Origin of the sequence: Neisseria sp. SLRRB23, assembly GCF_050896295.1 — a bacterium.
Classification (GTDB): domain Bacteria; phylum Pseudomonadota; class Gammaproteobacteria; order Burkholderiales; family Neisseriaceae; genus Neisseria.
In genome coordinates this window covers 24,170-36,705 of record NZ_JBPBFH010000024.1, presented here as the reverse complement: position 1 = coordinate 36,705, position 12,536 = coordinate 24,170, and the positions used below count along the sequence as shown (strand labels likewise).

At 49.5% G+C, this 12,536-nt stretch carries 15 protein-coding genes and 2 tRNA genes; all 17 read right to left on the bottom strand.

The genetic code is table 11. The features are described from left to right. Window positions 1-114: 114 nt before the first annotated feature. Window positions 115-291 carry a YrhB domain-containing protein gene (locus ACRPFF_RS07770; RefSeq protein WP_432674308.1) on the bottom strand — a complete coding sequence of 59 codons (177 nt, stop codon included), beginning with the start codon at window positions 289-291 and terminating at the stop codon, window positions 115-117. 295 nt (window positions 292-586) lie between these two features. Further along, complete coding sequence (locus tag ACRPFF_RS07765) at window positions 587-1,024, bottom strand: hypothetical protein (protein ID WP_411712429.1); 438 nt, start codon at window positions 1,022-1,024, stop codon at window positions 587-589. A 270-nt stretch (window positions 1,025-1,294) separates the two neighbouring features. Next, window positions 1,295-1,369 (bottom strand) — tRNA-Glu (locus ACRPFF_RS07760). A 17-nt stretch (window positions 1,370-1,386) separates the two neighbouring features. Then, window positions 1,387-1,463, bottom strand: a tRNA-Arg gene (locus ACRPFF_RS07755). A 126-nt stretch (window positions 1,464-1,589) separates the two neighbouring features. After that, window positions 1,590-3,248, bottom strand: coding sequence for a DNA repair protein RecN (gene recN / locus ACRPFF_RS07750; RefSeq protein ID WP_432674307.1), 1,659 nt, complete (start codon window positions 3,246-3,248; stop codon window positions 1,590-1,592). Between the two features lie 181 nt (window positions 3,249-3,429). Next, the gene (gene scpB, locus ACRPFF_RS07745; protein ID WP_432674306.1) at window positions 3,430-4,032 is read right to left on the bottom strand and encodes an SMC-Scp complex subunit ScpB; all 603 of its coding nucleotides are present in this window, start codon (window positions 4,030-4,032) and stop codon (window positions 3,430-3,432) included. A gap of 279 nt (window positions 4,033-4,311) precedes the next feature. Next, on the bottom strand, window positions 4,312-5,253 hold the full coding sequence (gene ylqF, locus ACRPFF_RS07740; protein ID WP_432674305.1) for a ribosome biogenesis GTPase YlqF: 942 nt from the start codon (window positions 5,251-5,253) through the stop codon (window positions 4,312-4,314). 81 nt (window positions 5,254-5,334) lie between these two features. Then, window positions 5,335-6,189, bottom strand: coding sequence for an RNase adapter RapZ (gene rapZ / locus ACRPFF_RS07735; protein WP_432674304.1), 855 nt, complete (start codon window positions 6,187-6,189; stop codon window positions 5,335-5,337). Next, window positions 6,170-7,132: an HPr(Ser) kinase/phosphatase gene (hprK, locus tag ACRPFF_RS07730; protein WP_096137338.1), complete on the bottom strand. Its 963-nt coding sequence runs from the start codon at window positions 7,130-7,132 to the stop codon at window positions 6,170-6,172. Before hprK ends, rapZ begins: the two co-directional genes overlap by 20 nt. Window position 7,133: 1 nt before the next feature. Next, complete coding sequence (gene ptsN / locus ACRPFF_RS07725; RefSeq protein WP_002246879.1) at window positions 7,134-7,583, bottom strand: PTS IIA-like nitrogen regulatory protein PtsN; 450 nt, start codon at window positions 7,581-7,583, stop codon at window positions 7,134-7,136. A 184-nt stretch (window positions 7,584-7,767) separates the two neighbouring features. Continuing rightward, entirely contained in the window at window positions 7,768-8,595 is an 828-nt protein-coding gene (gene ubiA / locus ACRPFF_RS07720) for a 4-hydroxybenzoate octaprenyltransferase (protein WP_432674303.1), read from the bottom strand. Window positions 8,596-8,687: 92 nt separating this feature from the next. After that, the gene (locus tag ACRPFF_RS07715; RefSeq protein WP_432674302.1) at window positions 8,688-9,164 is read right to left on the bottom strand and encodes a chorismate--pyruvate lyase family protein; all 477 of its coding nucleotides are present in this window, start codon (window positions 9,162-9,164) and stop codon (window positions 8,688-8,690) included. 14 nt (window positions 9,165-9,178) lie between these two features. Continuing rightward, window positions 9,179-9,826 carry a dethiobiotin synthase gene (gene bioD, locus ACRPFF_RS07710; RefSeq protein WP_432674301.1) on the bottom strand — a complete coding sequence of 216 codons (648 nt, stop codon included), beginning with the start codon at window positions 9,824-9,826 and terminating at the stop codon, window positions 9,179-9,181. Continuing rightward, window positions 9,823-11,124 carry an adenosylmethionine--8-amino-7-oxononanoate transaminase gene (gene bioA / locus ACRPFF_RS07705; protein WP_432674300.1) on the bottom strand — a complete coding sequence of 434 codons (1,302 nt, stop codon included), beginning with the start codon at window positions 11,122-11,124 and terminating at the stop codon, window positions 9,823-9,825. Before bioA ends, bioD begins: the two co-directional genes overlap by 4 nt. A gap of 140 nt (window positions 11,125-11,264) precedes the next feature. Continuing rightward, the gene (locus tag ACRPFF_RS07700; protein ID WP_432674299.1) at window positions 11,265-11,753 is read right to left on the bottom strand and encodes an FxsA family protein; all 489 of its coding nucleotides are present in this window, start codon (window positions 11,751-11,753) and stop codon (window positions 11,265-11,267) included. A 176-nt stretch (window positions 11,754-11,929) separates the two neighbouring features. Beyond that, entirely contained in the window at window positions 11,930-12,238 is a 309-nt protein-coding gene (locus ACRPFF_RS07695; RefSeq protein ID WP_308035279.1) for a hypothetical protein, read from the bottom strand. Continuing rightward, window positions 12,222-12,524 (bottom strand): integration host factor subunit alpha, encoded by a 303-nt coding sequence (locus ACRPFF_RS07690; RefSeq protein WP_003675494.1) that lies wholly within the window; start codon window positions 12,522-12,524, stop codon window positions 12,222-12,224. The genes ACRPFF_RS07695 and ACRPFF_RS07690 overlap by 17 nt, the downstream gene beginning before the upstream one ends. Between the last annotated feature and the right edge of the window lie 12 nt (window positions 12,525-12,536).

Genomic DNA, 12,536 nt, shown 5'->3' with positions numbered 1-12,536 from the left:
GGTAGTGTGCAGGGCAATGTTGCCGCCGCGTTCGGATTCCATCCCCATCAGCGGCAAACCGAATTCGTAGTCTGCAAACAACACCGAATGCAGCCCTTTCCGCCTTCCCCATTGCTATGTGTTTATATCCATTGTTTCTAAATATTCTTTTGACTGATATGGGAAAAACCATCCATCATCATTTTCTCGTACATGAGATTCAACTATTAACAATGAAATTCCCATTTCTTGCTCTATTTGACTTAAAAAAGATACTGCGATTTTCTTTGCTTCTCGATAATTAATTGTCATGGCAATACTCCAAATTGAAAATGTTTGAAGGTAGTAAAATTGACTTCGCCTCCTTTTTGTATTTGCCCATCAATATACCTTTTGGGAAAACTGCGCTTTATGACCCACGCTGGCTCGGTGGTGTTAAACAAAGGCCGTCTGAAACGATTTTCTGTTTTCAGACGGCCTTTCGTCAAGTAATGGGGGAGGATTCAGATATAATTGGTATTGCGGAATCTTCAAGCCAGCACGCGTGCCATACTCACTCTATAGGGAGGATTTGTTTACATTGTGGCTTGTTCTGCTTCAACTTACATCAAATATCAGATTTTTCTTCATCGGTTTTATCATTCATCACCTTATTTACGGCTTCTGGAGACAGGGGCTTGCCGCATTTGCTGCAGTAATCGATTTTTGGAACAGGGGAAATGCCTTTAAAGAAAGTAAAGCTATCCGACCCGATGCCGACGGAGGTGCCATAATTCATCTTTTGGAATTCGTGGCAATAGGGGCAGATTCCTGCGATGATTATGTAGAATACAATTATGATACCTCCGAAACTGAAATATATCGCAAATATTATTTGCACAATTGTTATTTGCAGAAAGTTAGAACCCGTTATCACGTCTTGGATAAATGCCAAAACCACTGTGATTCCGAGAATTAAAAAGAAAAATTTCGGAATCCCCATCCTTTTCTGAAACCTGATTGCGGTATCCATGGCTTTGTCTTTGTCATTTAAGTTTGTGTTCATATTTTTGACCTTCTTTGTTGCTAAAATCCTTTTTAAATTTCAGACTTTACCAGTAATATCTTCCCTCAACTGACAGGCATATTAAATGCCCAACCATAGACATACTTTCATTCTAGTATCTATGCCAATACATTTAACATACTATAACGCCAAAACCCAACGATAATAGGTAATCAATTGATAAAATAGAATATATGCTACGAAGGAATATATCCGTATATAAAAACGGAAATTGAAAATGCCTCCGATATAATCGGAGGCATTTTGAATTGGTACGCCCACGGGGAATCGAACCCCGGTTACCGCCGTGAAAGGGCGATGTCCTAACCGCTAGACGATGGGCGCATATTGTATTTTCTTACTGGCGCACCCGGAGCGATTCGAACGCCCGACCCTCTGGTTCGTAGCCAGATACTCTATCCAACTGAGCTACGGGTGCAGCACAATCACTTGTTTAAGTGATTTATAAAGTCGAAATATTACAGATATATTCGTATCTTGTCTACTTTTCCAGTACCTCATAGCAGATATTTTATGTAACATAATGATTTCAAAACCAACTATTTTATGATGCAAACTGAAGTAATTCAGCCGCATGTAGACGTGTCGTTTCGGTAATTACTTCCCCACCCAGCATACGGGCAATTTCCTCAATCCGTTGATTCTCATCCAACATACTGATTTCACTGACGGTTTGCTCGCCTTCACTATGTTTTCGTACCTGCCAATGATTTTCTCCGCAGGATGCGACTTGAGGAAGGTGAGTAACGGCAAGCACCTGATGTTTTTTACCCAAAGTGCGTAACGCCTTACCGACCATTTCGGCTACTCCGCCGCCGATGCCGGTATCTACTTCGTCAAAAATCAGCGTTGGGATTTCGGTGTATTGGCTGGTAACAACCTGTAAAGCCAGACTGATGCGGGCAAGTTCGCCGCCGGATGCGACTTTGTTCAGCGGACGGGGTGGATTACCTTTGTTAGCGGCAACTTGAAACTGTACTTGCTCCAAGCCGTGCGCCGTCGGGGAAGACGGCAGTAGGGCAATGTCAAAACGCGCACCTTTCATGGCAAGATGTTGCATATTTTCTGTCGTCTCTTCACTAAGCCTACCGGCAGCCTGATGACGCATAGCGGAAAGAATGTGGGCTGCTTCCTGATATTCGGCAAGGTTACGGGCAACGGTTTGCGTCAATGCTTCCAAATCGGCGGCAGCTTGCAGGCTTTGCAGACGCTCTTCGATTTCAGCCAGCTTTTGTGGCAATTCTTCAGGTTCGATACGGTATTTCCGCGCCATTCCCATCAGCTCGCCCATACGCTGCTCCTGAGCCGCCAATTCATTGGGATTGATGTCGCTGCGTCCGGCCACATCGCGCATATTGGCACTGATTTCGCCCAATTCAGCTTCGATGCTTGCCAACATATTCAGGCTCTCGGCAAAACGCGGCTCGATGTTTTGCAAATTGGTCAATAGCTTTTGACATTGATAAATATGCCGTTGGATGCCGTTATCACCGTCAATCTTATCTCCGACTTCTTCGGCAGCCTGCAACAACTCGGCAGAATGGGCAAGGCTGTCATGGCTTTGGCTGAGTGCTTCCCATTCGCCTTCTTTTACGTCTAACTGGCTCAATTCATTGAATTGCCACTCCAAACGTTCCCGCTCAATAACGATGGTCTCGGCGTGTTCCTGCGCCTCTTGCAGTGTTTTTTTAGCATTGACCCAGTTTTGATACAGCTGTCTGACGGTTTCCGCCTGCTCTTTACTGCCTGCAAATGCATCTAGAAGATTCCGTTGGGCGGTTTCCTTATTAAGCGAATGATGGGCATTTTGTCCATGGATATCGATAAGCTGACTGCCCACGGATTTGAGTTGCGCCAAGGTAGCTGCCTGATTGTTGATAAAGCTTCGGCTTTTGCCTTTGGCATCGATAATGCGGCGGATACTGAGTTCTTCTTCTCCGTCGTTTAAAAGCCCCTGTTGATACAATTCTTCTTTTAAAACAGGTAAATGGGAAATATCAAACAATGCTGACAATTGAGCCTCTTTTGCACCATGGCGTACTTGGCTGTAATCTGCCTTATCGCCCAACAGTAAGCCAATTGCGTCCAAGGTAATGGATTTTCCCGCACCCGTCTCGCCGGTCAATACAGTAAACCCGCTTTGAAAATCAAGATTCAGATTTTCGACAATAACAAAATCTCGCAAAGAAAGTGTTAGAAGCATCGTGAGGATTCCTTAGTAATTCGACCAACAAAAGAAATATCAGCTTTAGATATCCGAATTATAACTAAGATTTTTTAAATTAGAAATAAGTTTTTTCTTATTGTTAGATGGAGTTTATTTTATCTGCTTATTTGTTGAAATGCCGTCTGAAGCAATATGCATTTCAGACGGCATCCTGATTTCAATTGAGCAACATATCGGATGGTGCGGTTTCCGATTCTTCTTCATCAGCAGGGGGCATTTCCATTAAATCGGGCAAAACCAATTCGCCTAGTTCTGTCAACGGAGGCAGTTCTTCCAAGCTGTTCAAACTCAAATCACTGAGGAACGTTGCCGTTGTCGCCCACAACGCTGGTTTGCCAAGCGTATCACGATGTCCGATTACCTCAATCCACCCCCGATCCTGCAAGGTCTGCATCACGTTCTGCGACACCGCTACGCCGCGTATACCCTCGATATCGCCACGCGTTACCGGCTGCTGGTAGGCGATAATCGCCAGCGTTTCCATCACAGCGCGGGAATAGCGCGGCGCACGCTGTTCTTGGAGGCTGCCCAGCCGCTCGAATGCCGTCTGCACGATTTGAAAACGCCAGCCCTCGTGCGTATGCACCAGTTGCAACGCCCTGCCCTGCCAACGTGTTTTCAACTGCGCCAACACGTCGATTAATTTGTCCTGCGACAGCGGCGGCACACACAATTCGCGCATAGATTTTTCGTTTAGGGGTTCGGCCTGGGTCAAAAGCGCGGCTTCGATGAGTGCGTCGGGAGAGAGTTTTTTAGTCATAACATCAGGATTTAATGGTTTAAATATTTTTCAGACCGCCTTGGATAAGGGTTCTTTTCTGTTTTATATGTTGGTTTTATAGTGGATTAAATTTAAATCAGGACAAGGCGACGAAGCCGCAGACAGTACAGATAGTACGGCAAGGCGAGGCAACGCCGTACTGGTTTAAAGTTAATCCACTATAAATTTTACAAACAGGTCGTCTGAACAATCTGTCTAAGGTTTCAGACGACCTTTTTGAGGGCAGTGAAACATCTTTTGGCATTTCACTATACCGCCCTACTCGTCCGCAGGCTTCTGCCCTTTACGCTCTGCTTTTCTGGCTTCGCGAATGGCTTTGAGTTCGGCTTCTTTTTGGCGGGCTTTTTTGAGCCATATTTCCCATTGGTTCGGCGTTTCGAGGGTGATTCTGCCGATTTTGCCTTCGCGGAAGTCGGTGAGGATGTTTTCGGCGGCTTTTTGGTAGTTGATCCGTCCGCCACTGAGGACTGCACCGCGTTTTTTGGCTATCCACTCGAGCCATGAGTTATCGTCCCAGTGGCTGCTGGGGTCTTTGTCGGCTTGGTAGCGTTCTTGCAGCATGGGGAGGTAGTGGCGGCGGAGGTAGTCTAGNAGTTCGAGGGCGACTTCTTCTTCGTCCAGCGCATTGCGTCCGACTGCGCCGCCGGCGGCAAGGTTGTAGCCGCCTTCTTCGACGATGATTTTCGGCCACAGCATTCCGGGGGTGTCGTAGAGCCAGAAGTCATCGGCGAGGAAAAGGCGTTGTTCGGCTTTGGTGATGCCGGGTTCGTTGCCGGTTTTGGCGGATTTTTTGCCTATCATGCCGTTGATGAGAGTGGACTTGCCAACGTTGGGGATGCCGCAAATGAGGATGCGCAGGGGTTTGTCTATGCCTTGGCGGTGGGGAATCATGGCACGGCAGGCTTGGGTAATTTTGCCGTGTGCGCCTGTTTCGGAGGAATCGAGGGCGATGGCGCGGGTATCTGGGCGGCTGTTATAGTGTTCGAGCCAGATTTTGGTGCGCTCGGGGTCGGCAAGGTCTTGTTTGTTGAGGATTTTGAGTTTGGGTTTGCCTTTGGAAAGCTGGGCAAGCAGGGGGTTTTCGCTGGAGGCGGGCATACGCGCGTCCAGCATTTCAATTACCATGTCTACGCTTTTGGCGCGCTCGGCGATGGCTTTTTTTGCTTTGTTCATGTGGCCGGGAAACCATTGGATTGCCATATCTTTCCTTTCTTCTCAATATTTGAAATGCCGTCTGAAACAGAAAAGCGGGGTTTCAGACGGCATAATGGTTTAACGGGATTAACGGCTCGGCAGGTTTTGTGCCTGTCGGTGTCGTATCAGCAACTCGTAACGCCCCTGCAGCCTTCCGGCAAGCTCTTCGACAACATAGACGGAACGGTGCTGTCCTCCCGTGCAACCGATGGCGACGGTAACGTAGCTCCTGCTTTCATCCTCCAAACGCGGCAGCCAATGCGTAACAAACCTTTCGATGTCGTCAACCATTTCCTGCACAAGCGGCTGTCCGTCCAAATAATCCCTGACCGGTTGGTCCGTACCGGTAAACGCCCTCAGTTCAAGATCGTAATACGGGTTGGGCAGGCTGCGCATATCAAACATAAAATCCGCGTTGTTTGGTACGCCGTATTTAAATCCGAACGACTCCAAAATCACCAGCAGCCCGGTACGTTCGACCTTCAGCCACTGCCGCACGGCTTGGCGGAGCTGTTGGGCATTCATTTGGGAAGTATCGATACAATAGGCGATTTCTTTAAGTGGGAAAAGCCATTCCCGTTCTTTCTTTAAGCTTTCCAACAGGGTCATATCCTGATTACTCAGAGGGTGGCCTCGCCTGGTTTCGGAAAACCGGCGGACCAACACGGCCTCTTCCGCCTCGACAAACAAAACTTCAACCCTGTGCCCCAGTCCGCGCAAATAGGCAATCTGTTCCCGCGCCTGTCCGATGTCTATGCCGGAACGTACATCGACACTGACGGCCAATTCGCTTTCGTCGGCACGCTCGATATGATACGACACCAGCGACGGGAGCATTTCCAAAGGCAGATTGTCTACGCAAAAATAACCCGAATCTTCCATCTGCCTGAGGGCAACGGATTTACCCGAACCGGACAGGCCGCTAATCAGGACTATTTTCATTGTATTGCTCATTTTCTTTAAGCTGCGTCTGATGACGCTCCAAAAATTCGCGCGTACTGTCTTTGCCTCGCAGCTGGAGAATATAATTGCGCACCGCCGCTTCAACCAATACGGCAAGGTTGCGTCCGACCGCGACAGGCAGTGTAACCGAACGGATGTTGACATTAAGGATAGACTCGGTCTCCGTACGTATGCTCAGACGGTCGAGTTGCTTCATGTACTCATCGTCTGCTGCGGCAAGGTTGATAATCAGCTGCAGCACTTTCTTCGGGCGTATGGACGTCTCACCAAAAATATGGCGGATATTGAGTATCCCTAGGCCGCGAACCTCCAAAAAATCACGCAGCATAGGTGGACAGCGACCTTCCAGCGTTTCCGGTCCGATACGGAACAGCTCAACCGCATCGTCGGCAATCAAGCTGTGTCCGCGCGAAATCAGCTCCAACGCCAATTCACTCTTACCCAAACCGGAATGCCCCGTAATTAGTACGCCAACCTCGAATACATCGAGAAATACGCCGTGTTTGATGGCTGACGCCGCCAGGGTGCGTTGCAGGTAAATCCGCAACACATCCATGAGATACGGGCTTTCAAGCTTAGAAGTCAGCAAGGGGATATCGTTTTTATGGCAATAGTCGCGCAAGCTGGGAGAAACCGGCAAGCCGTTTGCCACGATAACCAAAGACATGGAAATATCGAACAGGTCTCCGAACCGATAGCAGACTTCACCCGATTCGAGACGGTTCAGATACTCCGACTCCGCCAAACCGACCACTTGGATTTGGTTGGGATGGATAAAATTCAGGTGGCCGACTAAAGCGAGGACGGGTTTGTCCGCCTCTACGCCGATACGGTTGTCCGCACCCGAATTACCGGCAACCCATGCAAGCTGCAGCTTGTATTGGTTGTCGGAAAAGAGACGGCGGACGGAAATACTGGGCATATTACTCTTCAGTCAGGATGGCGCGGACTTCTTCCGCAGAGGAAACAGTCATCAGTGATTCCCTGATGCTTTTTTGAGAAAACTTGCCGGCCAATTTGGATAAAACCTCCAAATGCTCGCCCGTCGCATTTTCCGGAACCAGCAAAATAAAAACCAAGGAAACCGGCTTGCCGTCGGGCGCGTCAAATCCGATGGGTTCGCGCGTGCGGATAAACGCGCCCGTTGCCTGCTTCACCCCGGCATGACGGCCGTGAGGGATGGCAACGCCCTGCCCCAAACCGGTCGAACCGAGTTTTTCACGGGCAAAAAGACATTCGAAAACATCAGCATGGGACAATGAGGATTCGCGTTCCAAAAGCAGGCCCGCTTCCTCAAACAGCCTTTTTTTACTGCCCACCTCCATATCCAAAACAATATGGGACAAAGGCAAAATTTCGCCGATAAGGCTCATAAGCTTCTCTTTTCAGACATCGCAAAACAGAAGGATTGTACCGACTGCCGGGGCAAATCTCAATCCCGCATACGGTACGGGCTGACATAACACAGCGTTTTAAAAACATATTTTAACGCTTTTCGGCACAGATAGAAATGCCGTCCAAAGCAGTTTACGGCTCTTCAGACGGCATTGCCCTGCCTTATTTCGCGAAAAACGTATGGGCAAAAATGGCGGTAAACCACACCCAACCAATTCTGTTGTTTGCCAAAAACGTTTCAAAACAGATTTGCCGGACGCGGCTTTTGATGGCGGCATATTGGCGGTATTGCAGCAGCAGGACGATAGGGATTGCCGTCCAATATGCCCATGTCGCACTGATAACCGCCCCCAATACTGTCATCAGCAGGATAAAGCCGCCATGACACAGCATAACGGCGGCGATGTCGTAACGCCCGAACGTGACGGCGGAGGTTTTGATGCCGATTTTCAAATCGTCTTCTTTGTCCGCCATCGCATAAACCGTGTCATACGCTAGAGTCCATAACACATTGGCGGCAAATAGGATCCACGCTTCAAAAGGTACGTTTCCGACGACTGCGGCAAACGCCATCGGGATACCGAAGGAAAAGGCAAGCCCGAGATAGAGTTGGGGAATCGGAAAAAAACGTTTGGTAAACGGGTAAGTCAGCGCAAGAAACAGCGCGGGCAGGCTCATCAGCCATGTCAGATGATTCAGCGGAATCAGGCACAATGCGGCAAGCAGGCACAAAAATGCCGTCAGCAGCAGTGCTTCTTTTTTCTTGACCCGGCCCTGTGCGAACGGACGGTTTTTGGTGCGCTCGACAGCACCGTCAAAATCGCGGTCGGCAAAATCGTTGATGACGCAACCGGCACTGCGCATTAAAAACGTGCCGATTGTAAACGCCGCCAATATCGACAAATCGGGAATGCCGTCTGAAGCCAGCCACAATGCCCAGTAGGTCGGCCACAGNAAAAGCAGCGTCCCAATGGGCTTGTCCGCCCGCATCAGGCGCAGTTACACATCCAAACGGTCGGACAGGCGTAAAAATAAAGGGGATTTAGGATTCATATTGCCGCACAGCTTGAAAAAACGGTATTTTATCCGATAAAGCGTTTCAGTTCGGGCAGAAAATACTCGGTCAGCAGCATTTCCTCGCCGTGATGGGAAAACCGCGAACGCCGAGCGGCAAAGTACCGTCCGCATCCTTCGCCGGAAACGGCAAACTCAAACGCCGAACGCGCCCCTTCCAAATCGGCCTGAAACAGACGCTCGCCCAAAGGACGCGTGCCGCAGTCCAAAATGTTTTGCCAAAACGCCGAACCTATTCGACACTCGCTCCTTGCCGCGACAACAGGGATACCGTCCAGCTTCAACAAAACTTCGCGCAACAGCCTCCCTCCGCATTCCGTCTCCAATTCGCCCAGCTTCAGCAGTTCCACCGAAAATGTATGCGGCAAGGCGCGCAATGCGACGGTCAGCGACCGGGCTTTCAATAACCGGCTCATCGGCAGGCTGATGCCGTCTGAAACGGAGGCAGCCAAGTTGGGCAGCCATTTCCCAAATAGGTGTTCCATATTTTTCCCAATCTTTATACCGCGTCTGTTTTATCCAACTCCAACCATTCCGCCTCGGGGAAACTGTCTTTCAGACGGCATTGCAGATAGTTCAGGCTGTCTTGCGCGACACATTCGTCGGAACTGTCGTGAATATGGTTGAAAATCAGGCTGTGCAGGCGGATGCCGTATTGTTTGAGCGCGGCGAAACTGAGCAGGGTGTGATTAATGCTGCCGAGCCGCCCGCTGGTAACGAGGACGACGGGATAAGCCTGTTGCTGAATATAATCAATAGTCAACAAATCTTCCGTCAGCGGAACCATCAATCCGCCCGCACCTTCGACCAAGACGATTTCGTATTGCGCCGCCAATTCTTGCGTGGCGGTGCGGATTTTGTCCAAGTCCAAAGCTCTGCCGTCCAGACGGGCGGCAAGATGGGGCGAAGCGGGATAGCTGAAGATTTCGGGCATAGTCAGCCGCCGTTTGTCGGCTTCCTGCATGGGTATGCCCATGATTTTGCGGTGGACGGCGATGTCGTCGGCGATGTCTTGGCAACCGGTTTGCACGGGCTTTTGCGTAATCACGCTTTTGCCTTGCTGCAACAATTGTTTTGCCAACATACCGGTGGCAACAGTTTTGCCGATGTCCGTGTCTATGCCGCTGACGAAGTAAACGCCTTTCATTTGCTGTGTTCCTTCAAAATGTGTACGGTTTTGTCGGCAAGTTCGGTCAAGAGGTCGTCTGAAATGATGTAAGGCGGCATGAGGTACACCAGCCTGCCGAATGGGCGCACCCAAATGCTCTGCGCCACGCAATCCGCTTGAAAACGCGCCATATCCACGCCTTTTTCCAACTCTATCACGCCAATAGCACCCAAAACGCGCACGTCTTTCACGCCGCGAATGTCCCATGCGACTTTCAAACGATCTTTTAAGATGCTTTCAATGCGGCAGATATTTGCCTGCCAATCTTGAGACAAAAGCAGCTTGACCGAAGCGCAGGCCACAGCACACGCCAGCGGGTTCGCCATAAACGTCGGACCGTGCATAAACACGCCCGCTTCGCCGCGTGAGATCGTTTCGGTGACTTTTTGCGAAGTGATTGCCGCCGCCAGCGTCATATAGCCGCCGCTCAAACCCTTGCCGATACACATAATATCCGGCACGACCTCCGCGTGTTCGCAGGCAAACATCTTGCCCGTGCGCCCGAATCCGGTGGCGATTTCGTCAAAAATCAACACGATATCAAATTCGTCGCACAAATCGCGCAACCCGAGAAGATACTGCGGATGATAAAAATACATGCCGCCCGCGCCCTGCACGACCGGTTCCAAAATAAAGGCGGCAATATCCGCATGATGCGCTTCAAACAAGGCGCGGACAGGCTGCAAATCCGCCTCATCCCATTCAGCGTCAAAACGGCTTTTCGGATTATCGACAAAATAACGCTGCGGCAAAGCGCTGCCGAAAATATGGTGCATCCCCGTTTCCGGGTCGCAGACGGACATCGCGTTCCAAGTATCACCGTGATACCCGCGGCGCACCGTCGCAATATTCTGCTTCGCCGTCAAACCCCGCGCCTGCTGGTATTGCACCGCCATTTTCAACGCAACTTCCACCGAAACCGAACCTGAATCCGCATAAAAAATACGGTCCAGCCCCTGCGGCAAAATCCCGACCAACAATTTGCCCAGCTCCACCGCCGGCTCGTGCGTCAAACCGCCGAACATCACGTGCGCCATTTGTTTCATCTGCGCTTCAACCGACTGATTCAAAACAGGATGATTGTAGCCGTGTATCGCACACCACCAAGACGACATCCCGTCAATCAACCGCGTGCCGTCTGCCAATTCGATATGCACGCCCTCCGCTCGGCGCACCGGATAAACAGGCAACGGATCGGTCATGGATGTATAGGGATGAAGCAGATGCGCGCGGTCAAAATCACGCAAAGATACCGGTTTTTCCTGTTCAGACGGCATAAAGTTTCTCTCTTTTCTTATTGCTGCGTTCAAGCGTGGAAATTCGTATTCTACTCCCTCAAACCCACTCCTCCCTACTCCTGCATCATTTTATTTTCAATACGGTAAAATGCCGTCTGAATCTTCAGACGGCATTGGGTTTATATTGACTCATCCCTTTTATGTTCGATAGCATTTTGGTGTTTATCACCATCAGGTTCGGCAACCGTATACTCACCTTCGATAATGTCATCATCGTAGGGAGTATCCTTTTTAGCACCTGATTGGTTCATATTAAAAAAATGCTCAGACCTGACAGGCTGCAATACGGCAGCACCTTTAAACGGCAGCAGCAACAGCAAAGCCAATACGGAAGATACAAATCCCGGGCTTATCAGACAGACCGCAGCCACCGTATAACGGATAGGCCACAACATCTGATAAACAGACACTTTCCCCCCGCTCCTCATGGCGGCTCCCGCCAATAAAATACCGGACATCGCCGTATGCCTGAGCATCAGCACGCCGACAACAAAACCCGTAACCATCAGAAACAATGCCCAGCCGCCGCCCAGCCAATCGGCAACCCACACAATCGACATGATCTCCAAAAACAGCAATACTAAAAAACCAATACCGAAAAATCTCATTAACCATCATCCTTTTGATATTTGAATAACAGAAAAAACCGTTTACCTGGAACGCGCAACTACCGTCTTCCCGCAAACGATACCATATGCTTCCGGCAAGTAAACGTGAAATCACGCAAAAATTATTTTTACCATGCAAAAATAAAACCGGCTGCATATCTGCAACCGGTTTCAAATCAGCCCAGTTCCTTATCCAAATCAGCCAACAGCTCTTTCAGGCTGTCTCTGATTTCCTGAACCGTAACCTGAGGATCACCATCCGAACCGGACTCCCCATCAGCCGAATACGGAGCAAACGTACTTCGCAGTTTCAACAGTTTGACCACATCCAAACGGGTATAGTGTTCGCCGCCATAACCTACGACTACGCCGTGATCGTGCTGCCAACGTGCAAATCCTTCGGGTTCGATTTGCAACAGCCTGCACAACTCATCCAGCGTAAAATAACGTTTTGCAGGAATCGTCAAATCAACGTTGTTTGTCATAGTAATGTTCCACCATGCCTTTAAGTTTCTGGCTGGCATGGAAAGTGACTACGCGGCGGGCGGTAATCGGTACTTCTTCGCCGGTTTTCGGATTACGACCTGGGCGTTGCGGTTTGTCGCGCAACTGAAAATTACCGAAACCGGAAATTTTGATTTCTTCGCCGCGAGCCAAAGTGCTGCGGATTTCTTCAAAAAAGAGTTCGACGATTTCTTTGGCATCGTTTTTGGTTACATTGCTGACTTTATCTACCAAAATATCGGCCAATTCGGCTTTAGTTAGTGTCATATGATTACCTTC

What these genes read in the sequence shown, in the direction of transcription:
- ACRPFF_RS07770 (WP_432674308.1), bottom strand. Translation starts at nt 291, where the DNA reads ATGACAATTAATTATCGAGAAGCAAAGAAAATCGCAGTATCTTTTTTA.
- ACRPFF_RS07690 (WP_003675494.1), bottom strand. Translation starts at nt 12,524, where the DNA reads ATGACACTAACTAAAGCCGAATTGGCCGATATTTTGGTAGATAAAGTC.
- recN (WP_432674307.1), bottom strand. Translation starts at nt 3,248, where the DNA reads ATGCTTCTAACACTTTCTTTGCGAGATTTTGTTATTGTCGAAAATCTG.
- ptsN (WP_002246879.1), bottom strand. Translation starts at nt 7,583, where the DNA reads ATGAGCCTTATCGGCGAAATTTTGCCTTTGTCCCATATTGTTTTGGAT.
- rapZ (WP_432674304.1), bottom strand. Translation starts at nt 6,189, where the DNA reads ATGAAAATAGTCCTGATTAGCGGCCTGTCCGGTTCGGGTAAATCCGTT.
- scpB (WP_432674306.1), bottom strand. Translation starts at nt 4,032, where the DNA reads ATGACTAAAAAACTCTCTCCCGACGCACTCATCGAAGCCGCGCTTTTG.
- ACRPFF_RS07715 (WP_432674302.1), bottom strand. Translation starts at nt 9,164, where the DNA reads ATGGAACACCTATTTGGGAAATGGCTGCCCAACTTGGCTGCCTCCGTT.
- ACRPFF_RS07695 (WP_308035279.1), bottom strand. Translation starts at nt 12,238, where the DNA reads ATGACAAACAACGTTGATTTGACGATTCCTGCAAAACGTTATTTTACG.
- ACRPFF_RS07765 (WP_411712429.1), bottom strand. Translation starts at nt 1,024, where the DNA reads ATGAACACAAACTTAAATGACAAAGACAAAGCCATGGATACCGCAATC.
- bioD (WP_432674301.1), bottom strand. Translation starts at nt 9,826, where the DNA reads ATGAAAGGCGTTTACTTCGTCAGCGGCATAGACACGGACATCGGCAAA.
- bioA (WP_432674300.1), bottom strand. Translation starts at nt 11,124, where the DNA reads ATGCCGTCTGAACAGGAAAAACCGGTATCTTTGCGTGATTTTGACCGC.
- ACRPFF_RS07700 (WP_432674299.1), bottom strand. Translation starts at nt 11,753, where the DNA reads ATGAGATTTTTCGGTATTGGTTTTTTAGTATTGCTGTTTTTGGAGATC.
- hprK (WP_096137338.1), bottom strand. Translation starts at nt 7,132, where the DNA reads ATGCCCAGTATTTCCGTCCGCCGTCTCTTTTCCGACAACCAATACAAG.